Consider the following 24,578-nt stretch of genomic DNA (forward strand, 5'->3'; position numbering starts at 1 on the left):
CATACGCAAGATTGTGATCGAATTTTGCCATTTGCGCGTGCGGGCGCACAGGTATTCAGCTTTTCGGAAAGTCCAGCCCCATCTCGCGATAGCGCTCCGGATCGTCGCTCCAGTTCTCACGGACCTTGACGAACAGGAAGAGGTGTACCTTCGCCTCGGCCGCTTCGGCGATCTCGACGCGCGCCTTCTGGCCGATCGCCTTGATCGTCTGGCCGCCTTCGCCGAGCACGATCTTCCGCTGGCCTTCGCGCTCGACATAGATCGTCTGCTCGATCCGGACCGAGCCATCCGGACGCTGCTGCCAGCTCTCGGTCTCGACGGTCGAGCGATAGGGCAATTCGTCGTGCAGCCGCTCGAAGATCTTCTCGCGGGTGATCTCGGCGGCGAGGAAACGCAGCGGCGCATCCGAGATCTGGTCTTCCGGATAGAGCCAGGGACCGGGCTTCATCCGGGTCTCGAGCCAGCCCAGGATGTCCTTGACGCCATAGCCGGTCAGCGCCGCGACCATGAAGGTCGCCTCGAACTTGGACTGCTCGTTCACGGCCGTGGTGATGGCGAGCAGCTTCTCCTTCGGGATCGTGTCGATCTTGTTGAGGATCAGGAACTTCGGCTGCTTCAGCTGGACGAGCTTCTCCAGCAGGGCGGTGTTCTCTTCGTGGTCGAAGCGGCCGACATCGATCAGCACGCCGATCAGGTCGGCATCGGTCGCCCCGCCCCAGGCACTCGTCACCATGGCGCGGTCGAGCCGGCGCTTGGGCGCGAAGATGCCGGGCGTGTCGACGAAGATGATCTGCGTCTGCCCGGTGAGCGCGATGCCGCGCACCTGGGTGCGGGTCGTCTGCACCTTGCGCGAGACGATCGAGACCTTGGCGCCGACGAGCTGGTTCAGCAGCGTCGACTTGCCGGCATTGGGCGCGCCGATCAGCGCGACGAAGCCGCAGCGGGTTGCCTCGTTAGGCTCAGCCATGCTCGCCCTCCATCGCATTGTTCCACAGGCCCTGCCGGCGCAGGAAGGATTCGGCCGCCGCCTGCTCGGCCAGCCGCTTCGAGCGCCCCTCGGCTTCCGCTTCCGCCAAGGTGCCTATGCGCACGATGATGCGGAAGATTGGGGCGTGATCCGGGCCGGAGCGGCCGCTCTCGGCATAGGTCGGGGTCGGATGGCCCTGGCCCTGCGCCCATTCCTGCAGCGCGGTCTTTGCGTCGCGTAAGGGGGTCGCCGGCTTCAGCAGACGCTCGCCGAAACCGGCCTCGACCAGCTTGCGCGCCGCATCATAGCCTCCGTCGATGAAGACCGCACCGATGATCGCCTCGCAGGCATCGGCCAGGATCGCCTTGTTCTTGCGCGCGCCCGAGAGGATCTCGCCCTCGCCGAGGCGCAGATGCGGGCCCACATCCCAGGCCGCAGCGACTTCGGCGCAGGTTTCCTTGCGCACGAGGTCGGCGAGGCGGCGCGACATGTCGCCTTCCTCGGCCTGCGGATAGGTGGTGAACAGCATGTCTGCAACCGAGAGGCCGAGCACCCGGTCGCCCAGGAACTCGAGCCGCTGATAGCTGGCGATCCGGCGCGGATCCGCGCTCATATGGGTGAGCGCCGTCTCCAGCAGGGCCCGGTCGCGGAAGCGGTGGCCGAGCCTGTCCTCGAGCCGCGAGAGCTCGGGCAGCTTGCGGCCGCTATCGCTGGTCTTGCTCACTTGATTGTCGAGAACATGCGGTTCCAGCGTACCGTCCAGGGCCATTCCCAGATGCGCCAGGCGGACGCGCCCTCGTCGATCGAGAAGAAGATGATTTCGGCGCGGCCGACGAAGTTCTCGAACGGCACGTAGCCGACGCTGCGATCGCGCGAATCGAGCGAGTTGTCGCGATTGTCGCCCATCATGAAGAAATGACTGGCCGGTACCGTGAAGACCGGGGTGTTGTCGAAGGTGCCGGTGTCGCCTTCGCGCTCGATGATCTGGTGGCTGACGCCGTTCGGCAGGGTCTCGCGGTACTGGATCGCATTGGTGGCGCGGCCCCAGGCATCGGTGGTGACGAAATCGGCGATGCGCTCGCGCTTCACCGGCTGGTTATTGATGTGCAGCACGCCGTCGATCATCTGGATGCGGTCGCCCGGCAGGCCGATGACGCGCTTGATGTAGTCGGTCGAATTGTCGCTCGGCAGCTTGAACACGGCGATGTCGCCGCGCTTCGGCTCGGCCGCCCAGACCCGGCCCTGGAAGAGCGGCGGGCTGAACGGCATCGAATGCTTCGAATAGCCGTAGGTGTATTTCGAGACGAACAGATAGTCGCCGATCAGCAGCGTCGGGATCAGCGAACCCGAGGGGATGTTGAAGGGCTGGAACAGCAGGGTCCGGATCACCAGGGCGATCAGCAGCGCCTGTACGACGACCTTGATGGTCTCGAGGATGCCGCCTTCGTCCTTGGTCTTGCTCTTGATCTCGGCGTCGTTGGCCACACGGGCCTCCTGCTGGCTACGTTTCGAGTGCGCGGTCTAGCCGACTATCGGGCTCCGGACAACGCAGGCGCGATACGGGAAGGCCGGCCGTTGCACGGCCGGACGCTGTCGTGCCGATACTCTGAGAGACGGGCGACGAAAAGCCCTTCGTGGTGCCCGCAGCGCAGGGCGAACCTGCGAGCGCTGCCGGGATGGGGCTGGGGTGCGGCCCGGTCGGCAAAGAACCGAGGATCGCCTCGGCTTGCGCTGGCAGCTCTGCCGACCCGCATCTGCGCCAGATTGACGCTGGGTTGCGCCGCGATCACAGTCCTGTGATCGCAACCAAAGGGCGAATCGACATGAGCACGAAGAAGTATGCCGCGGAAGCCATCGGTACCTTCTGGCTGACCTTTGCAGGCTGTGGCAGCGCCGTCATCGCCGCCGGCTTTCCGCAGGTCGGTATCGGCCTGCTCGGCGTTTCCCTCGCCTTCGGCCTGACCGTCGTCACCATGGCCTATGCGATCGGTCACATCTCCGGTTGCCATCTCAACCCCGCCGTCACCGTCGGCCTTGCCGCAGGCGGCCGTTTCCCGGCAGGACAGGTCGTTCCCTACATCGTCGCCCAGGTCGTCGGCGCGATCCTCGGCGCCACCGTGCTCTATTTCATCGCCGTCGGAGCGCCGGGCTTCGATGTCGCCAAGGGTTTCGCCTCCAACGGCTTCGGTGAGCACTCACCCGGCAAATACGGGCTGGCTTCCGCCTTCCTGACCGAAGTCGTGATGACCATGATGTTCCTGTTCATCATCATGGGCGCGACCCATGGCAAGGCGCCGGCCGGGTTCGCCCCGCTCGCCATCGGCCTCGGGCTCTGCCTGATCCATCTCGTCAGCATCCCGGTGACCAACACCTCGGTCAATCCGGCGCGCTCGACCGGCCCAGCGCTCTTCGTCGGTGGCTGGGCGCTGCAGCAGCTCTGGCTGTTCTGGCTGGCGCCGATCATCGGCGGTGCGCTCGGCGGCATAGTCTATCGCTGGCTGAGCGAGGAACCGCGCGGTGAGGTCACCGGCGTCACGCCGGCCCCGGCCGAATAAGGACGAACGCTTCCGAGGTCAGGCCCGGATGGGCCTGGCCTCGATCACCACGAAGGCCTGCGCCAGAGGCGGATCGTCGGTCAGCGAGACATGCACGACCGTCTCATGGCCGGGCGGCGTCATTTCGGCGAGGCGCGCCGCCGCGCCGCCGGTGAGCCGCATGGTCGGCCGCCCGCTCGGCAGGTTCACCACTTCCATGTCGCGCCAGAACACGCCGGACCTGATGCCGGTGCCGAGCGCCTTCGAGCAGGCCTCCTTGGCGGCGAAGCGGCGGGCGTAAGAAGCGGCGCGCGTGGCGCGGCGATCGGATTTCGCCTGCTCGCCTGCCGTGAAGATACGCTGCGTGAAGCGCTCGCCGAAGCGGGCGAGGGAATTCTCGATGCGGCGGATGTCGCAGAGATCGGAGCCGATGCCGAGGATCATGCCGTCGATTTAGAGCATCGGACCGAAAAGTGGAATCCACTTTTCGGATCAAGCCGATGCTAAAACAGCGAGCTGGATCGCACTGCCCCGGCCGGAAGGCGGCAGGGCGATCTAGCCGGCGCGGCCTTCGTCCATCGCCCGCCGCATCACGGCGATCGCGGTTTCGAAGCCGACGAAGATCGCCTCGCCGACCAGGAAATGGCCGATGTTGAACTCGACGAAGGCGGAAACGCTCGCGAGCTTGCGCGCGGTCTCGTAGTCGAGCCCATGGCCGGCATGGACTTCCAGCCCGAGCGAGGCAGCGAAGGCCGCGCCATTCGCGAGTCGCTCGAACTCGGCTTGCGCCTTGTCGGCGTGGCCGTCGGCAACGGCATGGCACCAGGTACCGGTATGGAGTTCGACCACGGGCGCGCCGAGCTTGGCCGCCATCGCGATCGGCGCCTCGTCCGCCTCGATGAACAGCGAGACGCGGCAGCCGGCAGCTTTGAGCTGTGCGATCGGCGCGGCCAATGCGCCCGCCTGGCCAACCACGTCGAGCCCGCCCTCGGTGGTACGTTCCTCGCGCTTCTCGGGCACGAGGCAGGCTGCGTGTGGCTTGAACCTCTCGGCGAGGCCGATCATCTCCGCTGTCGCGGCCATCTCGAAATTCAGCGGCTTGCTGAGCTCGCTCGCGAGCCTTTGCATGTCGGCGTCGCGGATATGGCGCCTGTCCTCGCGCAGATGGGCGGTGATGCCGTCGGCGCCGGCAGCCACCGCGAGAAGGGCGGCGCGCACCGGATCGGGCAGGGCGCCACCGCGCGCATTCCGCACGGTCGCGACATGGTCGATGTTCACGCCCAGGCGCAAGCGGTTCTTGGTCATCGTCGCCCCCCTTGTCCTTTGCCCTCTACGCCGCGTTTGGCATGGGTTCAAGGCAAGGGATGTGATCGACGCCGTCAGTATTCTTGATCGATCAATGCGCGTATAGCGTGCGATGTCTGATGACTTCGCGAAACATGCGGCGTGGCTGTTGTTAAGCCCCGGAATTTAGCCTTGGCGGGCTTCCGGAGACGTTTCGACGCCATCATGCAGCTTCCTGCGAACAACAGTCAGTTCGAAACCAAGATCGCGCCCGACCGGCGCGACGTGACCCAGCCGGCCGACCGCGCACTTGGCCGCGTGATCGCCTGCGCCGGCTCGCGCGCCACCATCGTGGCGAGCGCATCCGGGGCTGCGCCCGGTGCGCAGGATGGTTGCGCCATCGGTCGCCTCCTGTCGATCAACCTCGGGAAAAGCCGCATCGTCGGACTGGTCTACGAGATGCGTGCGCTGGAGCCGGTCTGGAACGAGGCCGGAGCCAATGCGGTGGCGGTCGAGGTCGAGCTGCTCGGCGAGGTCGTCGACGGCGAGAGCGGTACCGCACGTTTCGAAAGCGGCATCACCACCTATCCGCCGATCGGGACGCTGGCGCATCGCATCCGCTTGCGCGATCTGGAGCACATCCACGATCTCGGCCACCGCAAGGGCGTTGTCGTCGGCTGCCTGACCCAGGATGCCGGCGTCGCGGCGAGCGTCGACATCGAGCGCCTGCTCACGCGCCATTTCGCCGTGCTCGGCACGACCGGCGTCGGCAAGTCGAGTGCCGTCGCGCTGATGCTGCGCAAGGCGGTCGCGGCCAAGCCGAATCTACGCGTGCTGATCCTCGATCCGCACAACGAATACGCCCACGCCTTCCCGGAGAACTCGGCCCGGATCGATGCGAGCACCGTCGATCTGCCGTTCTGGCTGTTCCGCTTCGAGGAGTTCGCCGACATCGTCTTCCGCGGCCGCCCGCCACTGGAGGACGAGGCCGAGATCCTGCGCGAGGTCATCGCCGTCGCCCGCAGCCGCTACCGCGTCGTCTCCCCCCAAGACATGGCGCGCGATCTCGGCAGCAGCGTACTGAAGCGGCCGCTGGACCTTGGCTCCGCGCGCAAGCCCGGCGAAACCGGCGGAACGGCCGAACTCGCGGCGCCCTATCGTCTCGCCGACCTTTTCGCTGCGATCGACGAGCTGATCGGCTTGCACGAGTTGCGCTATCCTCGCACGACCCTGCGGGCGCTCAGGGTGCGGCTCGAGGCACTGCACGGCGATCCGCGCTATGGCTTCCTCTTCGCCCATGCCAACAGCATGGAGACGATCGCGCCGGTGATCAGCCAGATCTTCCGCGTGCCGCATCGGGGCCGTCCGATCACCGTGTTCCAGCTCGCCGGGCTGCCGTCGGAGGTGGTCAACGCGGTCGCCTCCAGCCTGGCGCGGCTCGCCTTCGATCTCGCCATGGCGAGCCACGGCAGCTACGAGATCCTGCTGCTTTGCGAGGAGGCCCACCGCTATGTGCCGCAGGACCCGGCGCTCGGCTTTGCGCCGACGCGCCAGGCCATCGCCCGCATCGCCAAGGAAGGGCGCAAATACGGCGCCTATCTTGGCATCGTGACGCAGCGCCCGGGCGAGCTCGACCCGACCATCCTGTCGCAATGCTCGACCGTCTTCGCCATGCGCCTCGGCAATGACCGCGACCAGGAGATCATACGCGCCGCGATCGCCGACGCCTCGGCCAGCACCATCGCCTTCCTCTCTTCGATCGGGAACCGCGAGGCGATCGCCTTCGGCGAGGCGGTGGCGACGACGATGCGCATGCGCTTCCTGGAACAACGGCCGGAGGAGCTGCCGGCCATGGCCGGCCGTCTGCCCTCGGAGGCCGACCGCCGCGAGCCCTTGGTCGAGGAACTCGTCGCACGCATGCGCGGGCTCTGACGCTCCGATCGTCAGGCCACTGCCAGAGCCGGCGCTGCTGCGTCTATCGCGTCGCGCGCAAGTTTCCCGACCAGCTCATCGACCGCGCTCTCGGCCGCGGAGATCGACGCCCGCAGGCGCTCATCGGCGAACTCGTCATATTCGATGGCGATCGAATGCGTGTCGGTCAGGCCGAGATAGGCCATCGGTACGGTGAGGCCACGTTCGACCAGGTTGATCTCTCCCAGGCGGCCGCCGGGATCGTAGCCGTAGTCGCCGCGCGAGGAGAGGATGACGAGCCGTTTGCCGGGCGACAGCATCGGCCAATAGGGCTCGCCCTGCCGGCTGCGGTCGAAGCCGAAGGTGACGCCGACGCGCACGACATTGTCCACCCAGGCCTTGAGCTGGGCGGGAAGACCGAAATTGTACATCGGTGCGCCGATCACGATTAGGTCGGCGCGCAGAAGCTCGTTGATCAGGGCGTCGCTCTCGGCGAGCTGGGCCCGCGCTGCCTCGCTCCGCCGCTCGGGCCGGGTGAAGGCTGCCGCGATCCAGTCGCCGCTGACCGGCGAGGGCGGCTGCTGCCCGACATCGCGATAGGTCACGCTGTCCTGCGGCCGCGCAGCCTGCCAGCGCTCGATGAAGCGACTTGTCAGGCGGCGCGTATGCGATCCGCGAGGGTCGATCCCGGACAAGCCGGGGCGGGCGCTGGCGTCGATCTGGAGGATGTGAAGGGCCTGCATAACGATCTCCATGAAACCGAGTAGCTCATGCGAAGCTCTCGCTTTCCATCAGATAGGTCGCTATTCACCGCAACGACAAAGGCGAATTCCTCAGCTGATAGGTGAGGTCGTTTCATCTATGACGAGCCCTCGCAAGCTTCCGCCATTGGCGTCGCTCCGTGCGTTCGAGGCGGCGGCCCGGCATCTGAGTTTCCGGAAGGCCGCTGACGAACTGGCCGTGACGCCGACTGCGGTCAGCCACCAGTTACGGCTGCTGGAGGCGACACTCGGCCTGCCGCTGTTCGAGCGGCATATCCGGCGCGTCTCGCTGACGCAGGCGGGCGCGCAGCTCTATCCCGTGCTCAGGGAGGGGCTGGACAGTTTCGCGCGCGCCATCGCCGAGCTCTCTCTACAGCCCCAGCGCAGCGCGGTGACGATCAGTGCGACTACGCTCTTCACCGCCCGCCGCCTGATTCCGGCGCTGGGGCTCTTCCAGGCGCAATGGCCGCAATTCGCCTTGCGGCTGCATGCCTCGGACGAGGCCGTCGATCTGGCGAGCGGCGCCGCCGACATCGCTGTGCGGTACGGTGCAGGACCGTTCGTGGGCCTCACGTCCGAGGTCCTGTGCCAGGACCGCTTCGGCGTGGTCTGCAGCCCCGCGCTCGGCCTGCGCGACCCTGCCGATCTCACCGCCGCGACGCTGATCCATTCGGAGTGGTATCGCCAGGATTTGCAGCCGGATTGGCGGCGCTGGCAGGCCTTGGCGCAGGTGCCGGGGCTGAATGTCGATGCTGGCCTGCACATCACCGACGAAAGCCATGCCATCCAGGCGGCGGTTGCGGGGCAGGGCGTCGTCATCACCAGCCTGTTCCTGATCGAAGACGAGCTGGCGCGCGGCGTGCTCGTCCACCCGTTCGGCCCGGTGATCGAAGGGCACCATTATCACCTGGTCGCCACCGAGCGGAACATGGCCAGCGCCGATGTCGAGGCCGTCCGGCAGTGGCTGAAGGCGGTGGCGGCGTCATGATCCGGGCGAGGTGTATCGACGCTGTCAGCAAGCCGGTTCAAAACCTTGCATCCGCAGCGCGCAGCCTGTATGAGCGCCGTTCAACCTTTCCATCGCATCGCGCACGATCAGAAGGAGCCGCGAATGGCTCGCGTCACCGTTGAGGACTGCATCGACAAGGTCGAGAACCGCTTCGAGCTGGTTCTGCTCGCGAGCCATCGCGCCCGCATGATCGCTTCGGGCTCCTCGATTCTCGTCCAGCGCGACAACGACAAGAACCCGGTCGTCGCCCTGCGCGAGATCGCCGACGAGAAGCTCACCCCCGAGGATCTCAAGGAAGACCTGATCCACTCGCTGCAGAAGCATGTCGAGGTCGACGAGCCGGAGGCCGACACTGTGCCGCTGCTGACCTCGCAGTCGCATGTCGCCACCCCCGATTCGGAGGTTCAGTTCGACCGGATGAGCGAAGACGACCTGCTGCGCGGCCTCGACGGCCTCGTGCCGCCGACCGAGAGCGCCGACGACGAGGATTGAGCCTTCGGAAAGCGTTGACGATATCTGCTAAAGCCCGGCTCTGCCGGGCTTTTTTCATGCCCGACACGCGTCGATACGTCTTGCCGCAGGGCCGATGACATGGCGATACTGAATGAATTCAATTGAACACGAATCCCCCTGAACTGAGCGTCGGAGTACGGCCCGCATGGGCATGATGCGGCAATATGAGCTTGTCGACCGGGTCAAGCGCTACAACCCGAACACCGACGAGGAGCTGCTCAACCGCGCCTATGTCTACGCCATGCGTGCGCATGGCACGCAGAAACGTGCCTCGGGCGACCCGTTCTTCGCCCATCCGCTCGAAGTCGCGGCGATCCTGACCGAGCTCAAGCTCGACGACGCCACCATCGTCGCCGCCGTCCTGCACGACACGGTCGAGGACACCGAGGCGACGCTGGAGGAGATCGAGACCCTGTTCGGGCCCGATATCCGCCGCCTCGTCGACGGGCTGACCAAGATTAAGAAGCTCGACCTCGTCTCGAAGAAGGCGGCGCAGGGCGAGAACTTCCGCAAGCTACTGCTCGCCATCGTCGACGACATCCGCGTGCTCCTGGTCAAGCTCGCCGACCGGCTGCACAACATGCGCACGCTGCACTATGTGCCGCCCGAGAAGCGCCTGCGCGTCGCCGAGGAGACGATCGAGATCTATGCGCCGCTCGCCGGCCGTATGGGCATGCAGGAGCTGCGTGAGGAGCTGGAGGAGCTCGCCTTCCGCCATATCAAGCCGGAAGCGCACGCCACCATCACCAAGCGGCTGGAAGAGGTGACGCAGCGCGAAGGCAAGGTCATCGGCGAGATCGAGAGCGACCTCAAGACCAAGCTCGCCGAGCGCGGCATCGAGGCGCAGGTCTATGGAAGGCGCAAGCGGCCCTATTCGATCTGGAAGAAGATGGAGCGCAAATCCGTCTCCTTCGAGCAGCTCTCCGACATCTTCGGCTTCCGCGTCATCATCGACAAGCCGGAGGACTGCTACCGCGTGCTCGGCATCGTCCACATGACCTGGCCGATGGTGCCGGGCCGCTACAAGGACTACATCTCGACGCCGAAGCAGAACGACTACCGCTCGCTGCACACCACCGTCGTCGGCCCCGGCCGCCAGCGCGTCGAATTGCAGATCCGCACCGACGGGATGGACCGTGTCGCCGAATTCGGCATTGCCGCCCATGCCCGCTACAAGGACGGGCGCACGGCCGGTGTCATTGCCGCCGCCGATGAGAGCCGCGCCTATCAATGGCTGCGCCGCACCGTCGATCTGCTGGCCGAGGGCGATAATCCGGAGGAGTTCCTCGAGCACACCAAGCTCGAGCTCTTCCACGATCAGGTCTTCTGCTTCACGCCCAAGGGCCGCCTGATCGCTCTGCCGCGTGGGGCGACGCCGATCGATTTTGCCTATGCCGTCCACACCGATGTCGGCAACACCGCCGTCGGCGCCAAGATCAACGGCCGGATCGCGCCGCTGCTGACCGAGCTGCAGAACGGCGACGAGGTCGAGATCACCCGCGCCGAGGGCCAGGCCCCACCGGCTGCGTGGGAATCGCTGGTGGTGACCGGCAAGGCCCGTGCCGCCATCCGCCGCGCCACGCGTGTCGCCGTGCGCCGGCAATATGCCGGGCTCGGCCGCCAGATCCTCGAGCGCGCCTTCATGCGGGCCGAACGGGTCTTCTCCGATGAGAAGCTGAAAGCCGCGTTGAAGCGGCTCGCACGCACGGCCGTCGACGACGTCTTCGCCGCCGTTGGGCGCGGCGAGATGTTCTCCGGCGACGTGGTGCGGGCGGTCTATCCCGACCTCGAACCGGAGAAGCGCAGCTCCGGCGACGTCAAGACGCCACCGGGCAAGGGCTGGTTCGAATTGCGCCAGGGCGAGAACCTCAAATTCAAGCTCCCGGACGAGGCGCCGGGCAGCGACGCCATCCCGATCCGCGGCCTCGGCGGCGACCTGCCGGTGCGCTTCGCGCCGGGCGGCGGCGCCGTCCCGGGCGACCGCATCGTCGGCATCCTGACGCCGGGCGAGGCGGTGACGATCTATCCGATCCAGTCGCCCTCGCTCGCCGCCTTCGACAACGAGCCGGAACGCTGGCTCGACGTGCGCTGGGACCTCGACGACAAGCGCCCGCAGCGCTTCCCGGCGCGCATTCAGCTCAACTCGATCAACGAGCCCGGCTCGCTCGCCCAGATCACCACCACCATCGCCGAGCACGATGGCAATATCGACGCGGTCTCGATGATCCGTCCGACGCCGGACTTCACCGACGTCACCATCGACCTGACGGTCTGGGACTTGAAGCACCTCAGCGCCATCATCAGCGAACTGCGCGAGAAGCGGGTGATCAGCCGGGTCGAGCGCGTGGTGGCGTAAGGAAGCGTCACCCCGCCCGGAACGCCGCCGCGAGCTCCCTGACGAAGGCGTTGGCGCGCGGCGTCGCGACATTGCTGCGCAGCACGACCTCGAAGCTGTCGAGCGCCGGCAGTCCCCACTCCGGCCCAAGATCGACCGCCCCGCGCGGCGCGATCCGCGCCGCCAATGGCGAGACGCCGAGCCCGCCTTCGACCGCCGCCAGCACCGCCGCCATGCCGCCGCCGATGAAGGCCTCGCGCCAGGGCAGGCCGGCGCTGTCGAGCGCATCCATGGCGTGGCGGCGCAAACGGCATTCCGGCATCAGGCTGACCAGCGGCACCGGCCCGTCTGGCTTCGCCAGCGAAGGCGCGCCGAACCAGCCGAAGGCGTCGCGCCGCAGCACCTCGCCGGTACGTCCAGAGCCCAGCCGGCGGATCACCGCGACATCGAGTTCGCCGCGCTCGAATGCCGTATCGAGCGCTGCCGATGGCTCGATGCGTAGCCCGATCACCAGCGAGGGGTCGTGCTTGGCGAGCCGCGCCAGCAGGGCGGGGGCATCGGCCCCGACAGCCTGCTCGCTGATGCCGATGGTGATCTTCTCCTGGACCTGCTGGAAGGAGGTGAGCGCGCGCTCATGCGCCGCCATCAGCTCGCGCGCCGCCGGCAGGAAGCGCTCGCCCTCGGCGGTCAGCCGGACGAGGCGCGGATGCCGCTGCAGCAGCAACTGGCCGAGCGCCTCTTCCAGCTTCTTGATCCGTGTGCTGATCAGGGATTGCGCCGTGCCGAGCGCCTCGGCGGCGCGGGTGAAGCTGGAGAGTTCGGCGGCACGCAGGAAGGCGCTGACGCCGTCGAGGTCGAGGGTGCTGCTCATGATAGATCGCAATTTGAGATCACTGATATCATCAGAGATAGTATTTTCAGATCCAATGAACAAGCCTAGCTTCAGGACGTCGGCGGCAGAGACCGCCCCGCCCTATGGAGCCTGTCATGCCTCTGATCCGGATTTCGATGCGTCGTGGCCGCCCGGCCTCGCATCCCGCCGCCATCGTCGATGGCGTCTATCGCGCTTTGCGCGCTACTTATGAGGTGCCGGAGAACGACCTCTTCGCCGTGGTGCACCAGCACGAGGCCGAGGAGTTCATCTTCGACAACAACTATTTCGGCTTCAACCGCAGCGACGCTTTGGTGATCATCCAGCTTACTGTCGCCAATACCCGCGGCGTCACCCAGAAGAAGGCGCTCTACGCGGCCATTGCCGAGAATTTGCAGAAGGAGCCGGGGTTGCGGCCCGACGACATCTTCATCAACCTCGTCGAGGTCAAGCGCGAGGACTGGTCGTTCGGTGGTGGCGTCGCGCAATACGTGGCGTAATTACTGGGCGAAGAACCGCGGGGAACCCTCTCCCATAGGGAGAGGGCAGGGTGAGGGGTAGGCCCTGTGACCAGTTCCGCGAGCGCCCAACGCGCTGACGAGTTCAAGCTCACGATTCCCCTCCCGAACACCTCACCCCTACCCCTCTCCTTCCAGGAGAGGGGGTCCCGCGCTTTTGCTGACATCCTTCAGCGCGGAGGCACTGGAAACTCACCCCTCATTGCCCCTAACTCTCCCCGCATGGAGTGGAGCGACGAAGGCACCATCATCGGCGTCAGGCGGCATGGCGAGAGCGCCGTGATCCTGGAGGTGATGACGCGCGAGCATGGCCGCCATCTCGGCCTCGTTCGCGGCGGCCGCTCCAGCAAGCAGCAGCCGGTACTGCAGCCCGGCAATCTCGTCTCGCTGACCTGGCGAGCGCGGCTCGACGAGCATCTCGGCGAATACAAGATCGAGCTCCTGACCTCGCACGCGGCGCGTTTGATGGCCCAGCCGGTCGCGCTCTACGGGCTCGCCAATGTCGCCGGCCTGCTGCGCCTGCTGCCGGAGCGCGATCCGCATCCCGGCCTCTATGAGGGCCTGGCGGTGCTGCTCGCCCATCTCGACGAGATCGCGATCGCGCCGGCGCTGATGGTGCGCTTCGAGCTCGCCATGCTGTCGGAACTCGGCTACGGGCTCTCACTTGAACGCTGCGCGGTCACCGGCCTGCGCGAGGATTTGAGCCACGTCTCGCCGAAATCCGGCAAGGCGGTCAGTCGCAAGGCCGCCGAGCCCTATCTCGACCGGCTCCTCGCTTTGCCGGCCTTCCTGAGTGAGGGGCAGGGCGCGCGCCAGCCGGTGCCGGCCGAGATCGCCGCCGGCTTCGCATTGACCGGCTTTTTCCTGCGCCGCGACCTCTACGAGGCGCGCGGCCTGCAGGAGCCGCCGGAGCGGGCCCGCCTGCTGGAGCTGGCGGCGAGAATCCACTGATTTCCGCTGGTTTTCGGGCGCCGGCGCTTTGCGCCGCTTGCATCCGGACGGCATCGTTGCATCAAGTGATTCGTGTCCTTATTCCCTCGTCTCGAGAGGTCTGGACCAGTGCCGGCCTCAAGCAGGGCCGCGTGTCGAACTAGGTTGGTAGAAGCATGGGCAAACCCGTCGAGCCGCCTCCGGAGGAGGAAGCCGAACGCGTCGATCTGAAGAGCGCGCTCGAGGAGCGCTATCTCGCCTATGCGCTGTCGACGATCATGCACCGCGCCTTGCCGGATGCGCGCGACGGGCTGAAGCCCGTCCATCGCCGCATTCTCTATGCGATGCGCCTGCTGCGCTTGAACCCCGACGTCGTTCACCGGAAATGCGCGAAGATCGTCGGCGACGTCATCGGTGGCTTTCACCCGCATGGCGACCAGTCGGTCTACGACGCTCTGGTTCGCCTCGCTCAGGATTTCGCCCAGCGCTATCCGCTGATCGACGGGCAGGGCAATTTCGGCAATATCGACGGCGATAACGCCGCCGCCTACCGCTACACCGAAGCGCGCATGACCGAGGTCGCGCGCCTCCTGCTCGACGGGATCGAGGAGGATGCGGTCGATTTCCGTCCGACCTACAATGCCGAGGACGAGGAGCCGATGGTGCTCCCGGCCGCCTTCCCGAACCTGCTCGCCAACGGCTCGCAGGGCATCGCCGTCGGCATGGCGACATCGATCCCGCCGCACAATGCCGCCGAACTCTGCGACGCCGCGCTCTATCTGATCCAGCATCCGGAGACGACCTCCGAGCAGTTGATGACCTTCGTGCCGGGGCCCGACTTCCCGACTGGCGGCATCATCGTCGAGAGCCGCTCGTCGATGGTCGAAACTTACCGCACCGGCCGCGGTGGCTTCCGCACGCGGGCACGTTGGCATGTCGAGGACCAGGGTAGGGGCACCTGGTTCGTCGTCGTCACCGAAATCCCCTACGGGGTCCAGAAGGGCCGGCTGATCGAGAAGATCGCCGAGCTCCTGAACGACCGGAAACTACCGCTGGTCGCCGACCTGCGCGACGAGTCGGCCGAGGATATCCGCGTCGTCATCGAGCCGCGCGCCCGCAATGTCGACGCCAACCTGATGATGGAATCGCTGTTCAAGCTCTCGGAGCTGGAATCGCGCATTCCGATGAACATGAACGTGCTGACCGGCGGGGTGGTGCCGCGCGTGCTCAGCCTCGCCGAGGCCTTGCGCGCCTGGCTCGACCATCGCCGCGAGGTTCTGATCCGGCGCTCGCGCTTCCGCCTCGGCCAGATCGAGAAGCGCCTCGAAATCCTCGCCGGCCTGCTGATCGTCTATCTCGATCTCGACCGGGTGATCAAAATCATCCGCGAGGAGGACGAGCCGAAGCTCGAGCTGATGAAGGCCTTCGGACTCAACGAAGTCCAGGCCAACGCCATCCTCGACACCCGCCTGCGCGCCCTGCGCAAGCTCGAGGAGATGCAGCTCAAGACCGAGTTCGAGGAACTGACCAAGGAGAAGGGCCAGATCGAGGGCCTGATCGCCTCGGAAGCCCAGCAGTGGAAGACCATCTCCTGGGACATCCGCGAGGTGAAGAAGCTGTTCGGCCCGGAGACGGCGATCGGCAAGCGCCGCACCACCTTCGCCGACATGCCCGACACCACCGATATCGACCTGGCCCAGGCCATGGTCGAACGCGAGCCGGTGACGGTGGTGATCTCGAAGAAGGGCTGGATCAGGGCGCTGAAGGGCCATGTCCAGGACCTCTCGACCCTGTCCTTCAAGGGCGACGATGCGCTCCGCACCGCCTTCTTCAGCGAGACCACCGCGAAGATCCTGGTGACGGCGACCAACGGCAAGATCTTCACGCTGGAGGCGTCGAAGCTCCCGGGCGGACGCGGCTTCGGCGATCCGATCCGGCTGATGATCGAGCTGGAGGAGAGCGCCGAGATCGTCGCGGCCTTCCCCTACAAGGCTGGCCTGAAGCTCCTCGTCGCCACGACCGAGGGGCGCGGCTTCGTCGTCGGCAGCGATGACGTCGTCGCCAACACCCGCAAGGGTAAGCAGGTGCTCAACGTCGATGCGCCGGTCGAGGCGATGCTGGTCGTGCCGGCCGAGGGCGACCATGTCGCGATCATCGGCCAGAACCGCAAGCTGCTCTGCTTCCCGCTCTCCGAAGTCGCGGAGATGAGCCGCGGCAAGGGCGTCAGACTGCAGCGCTACAAGGATGGCGGCCTGTCGGACGCCAAGACCTTCAAGCTGGAGGACGGGCTGACCTGGCTCGATTCCTCGAACCGGACCTGGACGGTGGCGCAGGCCGAGCTGATCGAATGGCTCGGCCATCGCGCCGAGGCAGGCCGCCTGCCGCCCAAGGGCTTCCCGAAGAACAACAAGTTCGGGGGCTAGTGAACTGCGTCATGCTCGGGCTTGACCCGAGCATCTCAGGCCGGGGGGCTGCGATAGCCTTCTCGCCGAGAGGTTCTCGGGTCTGCGCTTCTCCCGAGAATGATGCTGGTTGATCAGAGACTTGCGCCGATACGCTGAATCAATCCGCCAGCGCCTTGAATCGCGTCCTCAGCGGATTTCCGCCCCGATGACGCCGACCTCTAGCCCGAGCGTGACATTGTTGGTCACCGCCCATGCGACGCCGGCGCGCGCCTCCGGTCTGACGGCGATGTCGGAGCGCGAGAACGGCGTCGAGAACGCGGTCGCGCCATAGCGGTAGGTCTCGTTGGCCGCGGCCAGGCCGACCGTAGTATAGAGCAGCACGTCGGGCGTCGCGAAGACGCCGGCCTTGAGCTGGAAGGCGCCGGCGATCTCGCGGCTATAGGTCGCCCGGTTGAAGCCCGGATTGTTGTAGCCGCCGAAGCTCGGCGCGAAGTCGAGCACGCCGGCGATCCCGTAGATGAAATCGCCGTCGCGCCACATCTTGCCGGCTTCCAGCCCGATCACTGGGCCGGCCGAGGTGCCGAAATGCTTCGAGCTGGTGACCTGGAAGCCGCTCGAAATGCGGGCATAGGAGCCTTCCCATTGGACGCCGCCGGGCGACAGGGTCGGCGGCGACCAGGCGAATGAGGGCAGCATGCCGAAGCCGGAGAGCGGCAGGAAGGCCTGCGCCTGCGCCGGGGCACCGGTCGCCATCAATGCGGCCAGGGCTGCGCCGGCTGAAAGAAGTCTCATGCGTGCGGTGCCGACGGCCAGGATCATGCTCATGGCATAGCAGATGAGGGCCGGATTGTCGCGCTTTTGTGGCGCTATGCCTACCAACTAGCTGAGCTTGGTCTTGAGGCGCAGGAAGCGCATCGTCCGTTCGGCGGTCGCGGTGTCGAGCCCCTCATAGGCTTTGAGGTCGTCCTCGATGTCCTTGGCCTTGAAGTAGAGCCGGCGCCCGCGCAGGGTTAGGATGGCCTGGAAATTGTCCTTGCCGAGCCCGAGCATGCGCGCCAGCACGGCGATGCCGCTGACATCGCGCTGCATCAGGACGCGCAGGGCCTGCTCGCTGGTGATCTCGGCGCTGATCGCGATCACCTGGGCGAGGTGGAAGGCTCGGTCTTCCTCCGCCAGCATGTCGACGATCTCGCCGATACTGCGCGTGCCGGCCTGGAGGTCGGCGATCAGCAGCCGGACCTCCCGGCGCTGCTGCCGCGCCTGCCGCGCCATCGTCGCGGCCTGGTGCGAGCCGGTCTCGCTGCTCGGATCGGACATCTGCCCGACGATGCGCAGCACGCGCTCGGCCCGTTGCGGCGACAGATCGGAGCGGCGCGCCAGCGCCTCGCCGACCGCCGCATCGTCGCCGCCGCGCTGCAGCAGCCGGTCGAAGCCGCGATCGGAGAACTGCGCGCCTTCATTGACCGAGACGCTGCGCAGCACCGCGTTGTCGCCGCGCTCGACCAGGATGTCGGTGACGCCCTCCGACAGGCGGGCCCGTTCGGCGATGGCGACGAGATGCGCCTGCGTCTGGCTGATGGCGATGGCGGCGAGGTCCGTATCGGTCAGGACCGGGGAGAGCTTGAGCACGAGTCGCGCCACGCCGGCATCGGCATCGTTCGCCAGCGAGACTGCGACGCGATGCGGCAGCGTTTCGGTCGCGGCGACGTTGTCGGCGTAGTGACGCCGGCCTTCGGTGTCGAGATGGGGCAGCGAGCGCAGCGCGATCTCGCCGTAATGCTCCTGAGCCACCTCGCTCGGCTCGGAATCGAGCAGGAACAGGTCGGTCACCGCATTGAGCAGCTTGCGCCGGGATTCGGACGACATGTCGGCCGGCATGCGGGTCAGGGTATGGAGCATCGGCGCGACTTCCGGCGGGCATCACGTTTACGGCTATAGCCGGACGCTACCGACCTCCATTTGATTTAGTCTTAAGCCGGCCGACGATTCTTCAGTGTTTTCAGTACTTCTTTATGCAACTATAGATTGCAGTGTGTCGGAAATCTCCATTTATTGGATGATACAGCATCCTGCGCAACGGAACTTCGCCCTCAACATCACGTTGGCAGGTCGCCGCCCTTTTGCGGCCATCGAGCCGACAGACGATGCGGAGCATGATGAAAAACCGATCCGACGCGCAAAGCCGCCCCTTCGTCGACGAGCCGAGATCTGCAGCGGCCGGATTGTCACGCCGCGCGCTGCTGGCTGCCTTGGGCTGGATCGGGCTCGCCGCGCCCCTCCACGCTCAGGACGGCCGTCCGCCGGCGGCTGCGCCGCCCGCCGAGCCACGGCGTGGCACGTTCGGCTATGAGGATGTCGTCCGCCAGGCCCGCGAACTCGCGGCCCGTCCGTTCGACACGAGCGCTCCCGCCATTCCCGATGCCCTGAAATCACTGAGCTATGACAGCTATCGCGAGATCAGGTTCCGCCGCGACAAGGCGCTCTGGCAGGATGGCGGCTCGGATTATCGCCTGCACCTGTTCCATCTCGGCTTCCTGCACGACAAGCCGGTGCCGATCCATGTGGTCAGCGACGGTACCGCGATCCCGCTGCCGTTCAACATGGCGTTGTTCGAATACGGCAAAGCGCAGGTGCCGCAGAAGTTGCCGGTCTCGCTCGGTTTCGCCGGCTTCGCCGTTACGACGACGCTGAACGACCTGAAGCTGCAGGACGAGGTGATCTCGTTCCTCGGCGCCAGCTATTTCCGCTTCCTCGGGCGTGGCCATCGCTATGGCCTCTCGGCGCGCTCGCTCGCACTCGATGTCGGCGGCGAGCAGGCCGAGGAGTTCCCGTTCTTTCGGGCGCTCTGGCTGGACAAGCCGCAGCCCGACAGCGTCGACCTCGTCATCTACGGGCTGCTCGATTCGCCCTCGGTCAGCGGCGCCTTCCGCTATGTCGTGACGCCCGGCCAGCAGACCAGCGTTGCCGTCACGGCGACGATCGTGCCGCGTCGGACGATCGAGCGCATCGGCATCGCGCCGCTGACCTCGATGTTCCTCGCTGGCGAGGGCGACCGCGAGCAGCGAACCGATTTTCGACCCGAGGTCCACGATTCCGACGGGCTGATGCTGAAGACCGGCGCGGGCGAGTGGATCTGGCGGCCGATCCGCAATCCGCAGGCGCTGACGATCTCGTCCTTCCACGACCGCAATCCGCGCGGCTTCGGCCTGATCCAGCGCGACCGCGAATTCGGCCACTACCAGGATCTGGAGGCGCATTACCACGCCCGACCGGGCTACTGGGTCGAACCATCCGGCGACTGGGGCGAGGGGCGCGTCGACCTGATCGAGATCCCGACCCAGGGCGAGGAGTTCGACAACATCGTCTGCTGCTGGACGCCGAAGACGCCCTTGCCGAGCGGCCAGCCGACCGAGCTGAGCTATCGCATCACCACGGTGTCGACGACCGAGACGCTGCATGCGATGGCGCAGGTCCAGAGCAGCATTGCCGCCCGCGAAGAACTCGACGCGGCAGCAGGTCTCGCGAAGCGGCGCTTCATCGTCGACTTCAACGCCGGCGACCTCGAATATTATCTCTCCGATCCCAAGCGCGTCTCGGTGGTCGCGACGGTCTCGGCCGGCACCGTCGCCAGCGCGACACTCGACCCGAACTTCGCGGCGAAGGGCTTCCGGGCGATCGTCAATGTCAGCGTGCGCCCGGGCGAACGCACCGACCTGCGTGTCTTCCTGCGCACGGCCAGGCACACGCTCAGCGAGACCTGGACCACGTCCTGGACCGCGCCGACCACCTAGGCGGCCGTGTCACCCCGGCCACTGAACCGACGGGGCAGCCGTGGCAGCTTTGGGGGAGAGCTGACTCACGGCGTCGGGAAGAAACCGCTCGGCAGGTTGCTGGGCCGTGTGGTCGACTCCGCCCGCACCGACGCGCTCGCGGTCGGGCCGTAGCCCCTGTCGAAGGCGGTGCCGTCCTGCTCGTTGCAGGTTGGACGCTGGGGGTTCTTGGCGATGGCGGCCGAACGCGGAAAGGCGGTGTTGTCGACCGCGTCGGTGGTAGGCTGGCCGATATCGATGCGCGAGGTCACCATGCTGGCCGTCGGCTTGGCGGTCGGCGAAGTCCAGCCGAGCGTGCCGTGCCAGATGACGTGCCAGCCGATCCGCGCCAGGTGATGGACCGTCCTGCCGCCTTCCCTGGCGACGAAATAGGCGATGAAGCCCTCGTCGCGTCGCGCTGTGTGCAGGAAGTTCGGTGAATGCGCCACGGCATTGGTCTGGCGCAGGGGAAATGGATTGTTGGGGTGGTCGCCGAACTTGTAGGTTACCAGGAAGCCCTTGGTGCCGGTGGTCTGGTCAGTGATGATCTGGTTGCTCGGATCGAAGATCATCTCGTCGACGGTCGGCAGATCGCCGTCGCCGTCCAGCGAGGGGTTGGTACCGAAGGCCGATTTGAGATTGACGACGATGCTGCCCTCATTGGCCATCCGCCCGGCATACTGTGCCTCGTAGACCAAGAGGTCTGAGACCAGGATCATCCCGAACTCCCAATTGGTCATCAGGTCGACCTTGTCCTGCCTATTGGCCGGATCGCCCGACATCAGCACGGTGCCGGTGCAGGTGATCATCGGGCCGGTATGACCGGGATGCCCAGCCGCCTCGTCAGCGGCGGTGCGGCGGGCCTTGGTCGTGCAATGAAGCAGAGCGTGTTCGGTGCCGACATGGATGTCGGTGCGCGAGCCGCCCTTGTTGGCGGTGATCGTGGCGCTGCCGGGAGCGATCGCGATAACCATGGCTACTCCTGCTGATAGCGGATGGCCCGGTTTCACCCGGGTCTTCGAGGCGGGGAGCGTCGATCTAGCGAACCGCGGCGCTGTGCGTGCGTGCCTTGGCGGCGTCGGCGCGGCGGTTGATGGCGCTCTGCGCGATGATAGCGCGCTCCAGCGCGGCCATGGTCAGCGGGCCGACGATGGCGTCGGCGACGAGCCCGTTGGCCGTCTGGAAGCTGCGCACGCGGCTCTCCGTCTCCGGGCCGAAGATACCGTCCGGCAAAGAGCGACCCTGATTGTTCGAATTCGGCATCGCCAGGCCAAGATCGATCAAAGCCAGCTGGATGATGGCGACGGCCTGGCCGCGCTCGCCCTGCTTCAGCGGCGGCGCATTCTCCGAGGCCTTCCTCAGGCGGTCATTGGCGGAAAAGCGAGGCGAGATGAGCGCCATGATCTTGGTCCTGCCCGTCCCTGATGACCCAAGGTTAGTGCCGGGTCAGGGGAGGGGTCAAGGACGGCTGCGTAGCGCTCGGATCTCATCACGCCGGCAGGCAGGCAGGGCCGAGCGGCTCGAAGCTCTTATAGGTAAGGATGAACTCCTGATGGCCGAGTTCCTCCGACTTCGTCCGCCCGCCTTGCGCGAGCGAGACGACGAGATTGCGGATCTCGGTGCCGACCTCGTCGAGACCAGCCTTGCCTTCGAGAATGCGGCCGGCATCGACGTCCATGTCGTCGCTCATCCGGCGATAGGTCTCCGGATTGGCGCAGATCTTCACGACGGGCGAGATCGCCGAACCGACGACCGAGCCGCGGCCGGTGACGAACAGCACGCAATGCGCCCCGCAGGCGATCAGTTCGGCGATCTCGGCGTTGTCGTTGATGTTCGGGAAGCCGAAGCGGACCTCGCCATCTGGCACCACGTCGAGCAGATAGAGCCCGCCGCGCGGTGGCACGTCGCCCGGCTTGAGCAGGCCGGAGATCGGCGATGCGCCCGATTTGGCATACGCGCCCATCGACTTCTCCTCGATGGTCGAGAGCCCACCCGCGGCGTTGCCGGCGGCGAAGGAGCCGTAGCCCAGCGTCGCATAGTAGCGCGCTGCCTTGGCGACCGACTTCTCCAGCTCGAGCCCGAGCTCGGGCGTGATCGCGCGCGCCGCCATGATGTGCTCGCAGCCGATCAGCTCGCCGGTCTCCTCGAAGATGCAGGACGCGCCCTCGGCGATGAGCTGGTCGAAGGCGCGGCCCGCCGCCGGGTTGCCGGTGATGCCGGAGGTGCCGTCCGAGCCGCCGCAGACGGTGCCGATCACCAGCTCGCTGACCTGCATCGGCACGGTTTCGACGCTGTCGAGCGCGATGCGCTGCTCCTCGACCCAGGCACGGCCTTCCTTGATCGAGGCGCGGGTGCCGCCCGTACCCTGGATCACGATGGTCTTTACCGGCCGGCCGCTGGCATGCACCACCCGCTCCAACGCGTATTTGTTGAAGCTCTCGCAGCCGAGCGAGACCAGCAGCACTGCCCCGACATTCGGATGCGTGCAGAGCTGCTCCATCATCCGCTCGGCATAAGGGTTGGGGTAGCAGCCCGGAAAACCGATGGCGTGGACCTCGTGCTCGCGCCAGGGCAGGGCGATCTCGCGCGCGACATGGTGGGCGCACTCGACCAGATAGGCGACGGCGACGACGTTGCGGATGCCCTTGCGCCCGTCGCTGCGGAGGTAGCCTTGCAGCTTGCTCATTGCGCTGCTCCTGCCTTGCGCTCGTCCTCAAGATGATAGGTCGGCGTGTAGTCGCTCTTCATGTTCTGGACATGGACGTGATGGCCGGCGGCGATGGCGATCGTCGCTACGCCGATCGGCGCGCCGTATTTCAGGATCTTCTCGCCGGGCGCGATGGCGCGCCGGGCGATCTTGTGGGCGAGCGCGATGTCGCGGTCGATCACCGCCGGACCGGTTCCGGTCTCGATACGCTCGCCGGCCGGCAGGCGGGTCCGGGCGACGAAGACGTTGTCGCGCGGATCGAGCAGGATCAGGCGGGGATCGTGCTGGGACATCAGAACTTGCCGAACTGCAGATAGGCCTGCTGCGGGTCGGTGCCGGCGAGGATGGCGTTGCGGACCTTGTTCTCCGCCGAGATCGCGGTCTCGGATTTCTCCAGGACCTCCTCGATGATCTCGACTGGAATGCGCACGACGCCGTCGCGGTCGGCGAGGATATAGTCGCCCGGCCTGATCCAGACATCGCCGATCTTGATCGGCTCGTCGACCGCCTTGGGCAGCCAGAAGCCGACGATGTCACGCGGCGTATAGGCCTTGAAATAGGCCTGGAAGCCCATCTCGACCATGAACTCGGTGTCGCGCGACAGGCCGTCGATGACGCAGCCGCGCACGCCCTTGTTCTTGAGGGTCTCGGCCGAGAGCTCGCCCATCAGCGCGACCTCCTCGGTGTTCGGCTGGCAGACCCAGACATGGCCGGGCTTGGCGGCCGATAGCAGGCCGGTCCAGCCGAGCAGGGTCTCGTGCGCATCGAACTCGCCGGTCTTGCCCTCGACGGTGAAGGCGGGGCCGGCGAGCTTCACGCCGGGCAGCAGCGGGCGAAGCGCCGGCGGCAGGGTGAAGTCCTTCAGGCCCATGGAGCGCATCGTGTCGTGGATGATGCCGGTGTAGCAGCGTTCGAGGCGCTCGGTCAGCGTATCGGTCATATTTCCTCCGGTGCGGTCGCTCCAGCGACCTTGCGGGCACCTTGCGCAGAGGGTAGCTCAAGGGGCAAGTGCAGATTCTGCAGCGCTGGCGTGCGTATTAAACGATTTAAATAGGGGTTTCGTCATCCTCGGGCTTGACCCGAGCATCTCATGCCGGAGGGGCTGGGTCGGCGCCTTCTCGCCCGGAGATTCTCGGGTTTGCGCTTCGCTTCGTCCCAGAATGACGTGCGACTGGCACCGCCCGCTCAGCCCACCCGTTCCCAGCCCTGCGGCATCAGGCGCTCCTGCGGCAGGAAGCGGGCCTTGTAGGCCATCTTCGGCGAGCCCTCGACCCAGTAGCCGAGATAGACGTAAGGCAGGCCGAGCTTGCGGGCGCGCTCGACATGCTCGAGCACCATGAAGGTGCCGAGCGAGCGCGCCTCGAGGGCGGGGTCATAGACCGAATAGACCATGGAGAGCCCGTCGCTCAGCCGGTCAGTCAGGGCAAAGGCGAAGAGGTCGCCCTGGCCGCGACCGGTGAAGCCGCTGTCGGGGCTACGGCGACGGTATTCGATCAGGCTGGTCTCGACATGGGTGTCCTCGACCATCATGGCGAAGTCGAGCGCCGACATCGTCGCCATGCCGCCCTCGGGGTGGCGATCGTCGAGATAGCCGCGGAACAGCGAATAATGCTCCGAGCGCGGCTGCGGCGGCAGCGCCTCGCCGATCAGGTCGCTGTTGTGCGAGGTGATCTTGCGGAAGGTCCGCGAGGGCCGGAAATCGGCGACGACGATCCTGACCGAGATGCAGGCCCGGCAGGTCTCGCAGGCCGGCCGGTAGGCGATGCTCTGCGAACGCCGGAAGCCGCCTTGCGAAAGGACATCATTGAGGTCGCGCGCCCGTGCGCCAACGAGGTGCGTGAACACCTTGCGCTCCTCGCGGCCCGGCAGATAGGGGCAGGGCGTCGGCGAGGTCAGGTAGAATTGCGGGGCATCCCGCAAGGGGCGCGTCACGTCAGCCAGGCTCCGGAACCGCCAAGTTCAAGGTGAGTTTAGCAGTCGGCGCGGCGGCAACAAGCGGTAAGCCTGCGGCGACCGCACCGCAT

Annotated in this window: 24 protein-coding genes; 9 read left to right on the forward strand and 15 right to left on the reverse strand. The window is 66.4% G+C overall.

What is annotated here, in order from left to right:
• Positions 1–55 precede the first annotated feature (55 nt).
• Genes era through lepB form a run of 3 tightly spaced genes read right to left on the reverse strand, consistent with a single transcriptional unit; the run spans position 56 to position 2,452 of the window.
• Complete coding sequence (gene era, locus ASE66_RS23445) at positions 56–985, reverse strand: GTPase Era (protein ID WP_413814288.1); 930 nt, start codon at positions 983–985, stop codon at positions 56–58.
• On the reverse strand, positions 960–1,691 hold the full coding sequence (gene rnc / locus ASE66_RS23450) for a ribonuclease III (RefSeq protein ID WP_244495040.1): 732 nt from the start codon (positions 1,689–1,691) through the stop codon (positions 960–962). Before rnc ends, era begins: the two co-directional genes overlap by 26 nt.
• Positions 1,688–2,452, reverse strand: coding sequence for a signal peptidase I (gene lepB / locus ASE66_RS23455; protein WP_057192183.1), 765 nt, complete (start codon positions 2,450–2,452; stop codon positions 1,688–1,690). Before lepB ends, rnc begins: the two co-directional genes overlap by 4 nt.
• 338 nt (positions 2,453–2,790) lie before the next feature.
• Here lepB and aqpZ point away from each other — a divergent pair, with 338 nt between their 5' ends.
• Complete coding sequence (aqpZ, locus tag ASE66_RS23460; RefSeq protein ID WP_057192184.1) at positions 2,791–3,522, forward strand: aquaporin Z; 732 nt, start codon at positions 2,791–2,793, stop codon at positions 3,520–3,522.
• An 18-nt stretch (positions 3,523–3,540) separates the two neighbouring features.
• Here the strand turns inward: aqpZ and acpS are convergent, their stop codons facing one another.
• Positions 3,541–3,945, reverse strand: a complete 405-nt coding sequence (gene acpS, locus ASE66_RS23465) for a holo-ACP synthase (RefSeq protein WP_057192185.1) — start codon at positions 3,943–3,945, stop codon at positions 3,541–3,543.
• Positions 3,946–4,056: 111 nt separating this feature from the next.
• Positions 4,057–4,806 (reverse strand): pyridoxine 5'-phosphate synthase, encoded by a 750-nt coding sequence (locus ASE66_RS23470; RefSeq protein WP_057192186.1) that lies wholly within the window; start codon positions 4,804–4,806, stop codon positions 4,057–4,059.
• A gap of 204 nt (positions 4,807–5,010) precedes the next feature.
• Here ASE66_RS23470 and ASE66_RS23475 point away from each other — a divergent pair, with 204 nt between their 5' ends.
• Positions 5,011–6,717: an ATP-binding protein gene (locus ASE66_RS23475; RefSeq protein WP_057192187.1), complete on the forward strand. Its 1,707-nt coding sequence runs from the start codon at positions 5,011–5,013 to the stop codon at positions 6,715–6,717.
• Positions 6,718–6,728: 11 nt separating this feature from the next.
• On the opposite strand, the gene ASE66_RS23480 is transcribed toward ASE66_RS23475, so the two are convergent.
• A complete protein-coding gene (locus ASE66_RS23480) occupies positions 6,729–7,439 on the reverse strand; it encodes an FMN-dependent NADH-azoreductase (RefSeq protein WP_156412298.1) in 711 nt (236 codons plus the stop codon).
• 118 nt (positions 7,440–7,557) lie between these two features.
• On the opposite strand from ASE66_RS23480, the gene ASE66_RS23485 reads away from it, so the two are divergent.
• The 3 genes from ASE66_RS23485 to ASE66_RS23495 all read left to right on the forward strand — a co-directional run bounded on the left by ASE66_RS23485 (position 7,558) and on the right by ASE66_RS23495 (position 11,335).
• The gene (locus ASE66_RS23485; protein ID WP_057192189.1) at positions 7,558–8,445 is read left to right on the forward strand and encodes a LysR substrate-binding domain-containing protein; all 888 of its coding nucleotides are present in this window, start codon (positions 7,558–7,560) and stop codon (positions 8,443–8,445) included.
• A gap of 123 nt (positions 8,446–8,568) precedes the next feature.
• Positions 8,569–8,958: a DNA-directed RNA polymerase subunit omega gene (rpoZ, locus tag ASE66_RS23490; RefSeq protein WP_057192190.1), complete on the forward strand. Its 390-nt coding sequence runs from the start codon at positions 8,569–8,571 to the stop codon at positions 8,956–8,958.
• A gap of 172 nt (positions 8,959–9,130) precedes the next feature.
• Positions 9,131–11,335: a RelA/SpoT family protein gene (locus tag ASE66_RS23495; protein ID WP_057193305.1), complete on the forward strand. Its 2,205-nt coding sequence runs from the start codon at positions 9,131–9,133 to the stop codon at positions 11,333–11,335.
• A 7-nt stretch (positions 11,336–11,342) separates the two neighbouring features.
• On the opposite strand, the gene ASE66_RS23500 is transcribed toward ASE66_RS23495, so the two are convergent.
• Positions 11,343–12,185 carry a LysR substrate-binding domain-containing protein gene (locus tag ASE66_RS23500; RefSeq protein WP_057192191.1) on the reverse strand — a complete coding sequence of 281 codons (843 nt, stop codon included), beginning with the start codon at positions 12,183–12,185 and terminating at the stop codon, positions 11,343–11,345.
• A gap of 116 nt (positions 12,186–12,301) precedes the next feature.
• Here ASE66_RS23500 and ASE66_RS23505 point away from each other — a divergent pair, with 116 nt between their 5' ends.
• From ASE66_RS23505 to parC, 3 genes are all read left to right on the forward strand, one after another.
• Entirely contained in the window at positions 12,302–12,685 is a 384-nt protein-coding gene (locus ASE66_RS23505; RefSeq protein WP_057192192.1) for a tautomerase family protein, read from the forward strand.
• A 240-nt stretch (positions 12,686–12,925) separates the two neighbouring features.
• A complete protein-coding gene (gene recO, locus ASE66_RS23510; RefSeq protein WP_057192193.1) occupies positions 12,926–13,654 on the forward strand; it encodes a DNA repair protein RecO in 729 nt (242 codons plus the stop codon).
• Between the two features lie 155 nt (positions 13,655–13,809).
• A complete protein-coding gene (gene parC, locus ASE66_RS23515) occupies positions 13,810–16,056 on the forward strand; it encodes a DNA topoisomerase IV subunit A (RefSeq protein ID WP_057192194.1) in 2,247 nt (748 codons plus the stop codon).
• Between the two features lie 168 nt (positions 16,057–16,224).
• Here parC and ASE66_RS23520 read toward each other — a convergent pair whose 3' ends face one another.
• Both ASE66_RS23520 and ASE66_RS23525 read right to left on the reverse strand, forming a co-directional pair.
• Positions 16,225–16,830 (reverse strand): outer membrane protein, encoded by a 606-nt coding sequence (locus tag ASE66_RS23520; protein ID WP_156412299.1) that lies wholly within the window; start codon positions 16,828–16,830, stop codon positions 16,225–16,227.
• Between the two features lie 87 nt (positions 16,831–16,917).
• Positions 16,918–17,937 (reverse strand): DUF2336 domain-containing protein, encoded by a 1,020-nt coding sequence (locus tag ASE66_RS23525; protein WP_057192196.1) that lies wholly within the window; start codon positions 17,935–17,937, stop codon positions 16,918–16,920.
• Between the two features lie 254 nt (positions 17,938–18,191).
• Between ASE66_RS23525 and ASE66_RS23530 the strand changes: the two genes are divergently transcribed.
• Entirely contained in the window at positions 18,192–19,829 is a 1,638-nt protein-coding gene (locus ASE66_RS23530) for a glucan biosynthesis protein (protein ID WP_244495041.1), read from the forward strand.
• A 65-nt stretch (positions 19,830–19,894) separates the two neighbouring features.
• On the opposite strand, the gene ASE66_RS23535 is transcribed toward ASE66_RS23530, so the two are convergent.
• The 6 genes from ASE66_RS23535 to ASE66_RS23560 all read right to left on the reverse strand — a co-directional run bounded on the left by ASE66_RS23535 (position 19,895) and on the right by ASE66_RS23560 (position 24,486).
• Complete coding sequence (locus ASE66_RS23535; protein ID WP_057192198.1) at positions 19,895–20,821, reverse strand: hypothetical protein; 927 nt, start codon at positions 20,819–20,821, stop codon at positions 19,895–19,897.
• Positions 20,822–20,885: 64 nt separating this feature from the next.
• On the reverse strand, positions 20,886–21,248 hold the full coding sequence (locus ASE66_RS23540; RefSeq protein ID WP_057192199.1) for a peptidoglycan-binding domain-containing protein: 363 nt from the start codon (positions 21,246–21,248) through the stop codon (positions 20,886–20,888).
• Positions 21,249–21,336: 88 nt separating this feature from the next.
• A complete protein-coding gene (locus tag ASE66_RS23545; RefSeq protein WP_057192200.1) occupies positions 21,337–22,533 on the reverse strand; it encodes a UxaA family hydrolase in 1,197 nt (398 codons plus the stop codon).
• Positions 22,530–22,847: a UxaA family hydrolase gene (locus tag ASE66_RS23550; protein ID WP_057192201.1), complete on the reverse strand. Its 318-nt coding sequence runs from the start codon at positions 22,845–22,847 to the stop codon at positions 22,530–22,532. The genes ASE66_RS23545 and ASE66_RS23550 overlap by 4 nt, the downstream gene beginning before the upstream one ends.
• Positions 22,847–23,494, reverse strand: coding sequence for an RraA family protein (locus ASE66_RS23555; protein ID WP_057192202.1), 648 nt, complete (start codon positions 23,492–23,494; stop codon positions 22,847–22,849). Before ASE66_RS23555 ends, ASE66_RS23550 begins: the two co-directional genes overlap by 1 nt.
• Positions 23,495–23,739: 245 nt before the next feature.
• Positions 23,740–24,486 carry an arginyltransferase gene (locus tag ASE66_RS23560; protein WP_057192203.1) on the reverse strand — a complete coding sequence of 249 codons (747 nt, stop codon included), beginning with the start codon at positions 24,484–24,486 and terminating at the stop codon, positions 23,740–23,742.
• Positions 24,487–24,578: the final 92 nt, after the last annotated feature.

The sequence above is a fragment of the Allobosea sp. Root483D1 genome, from assembly GCF_001429505.1.
GTDB lineage: Bacteria > Pseudomonadota > Alphaproteobacteria > Rhizobiales > Beijerinckiaceae > Allobosea.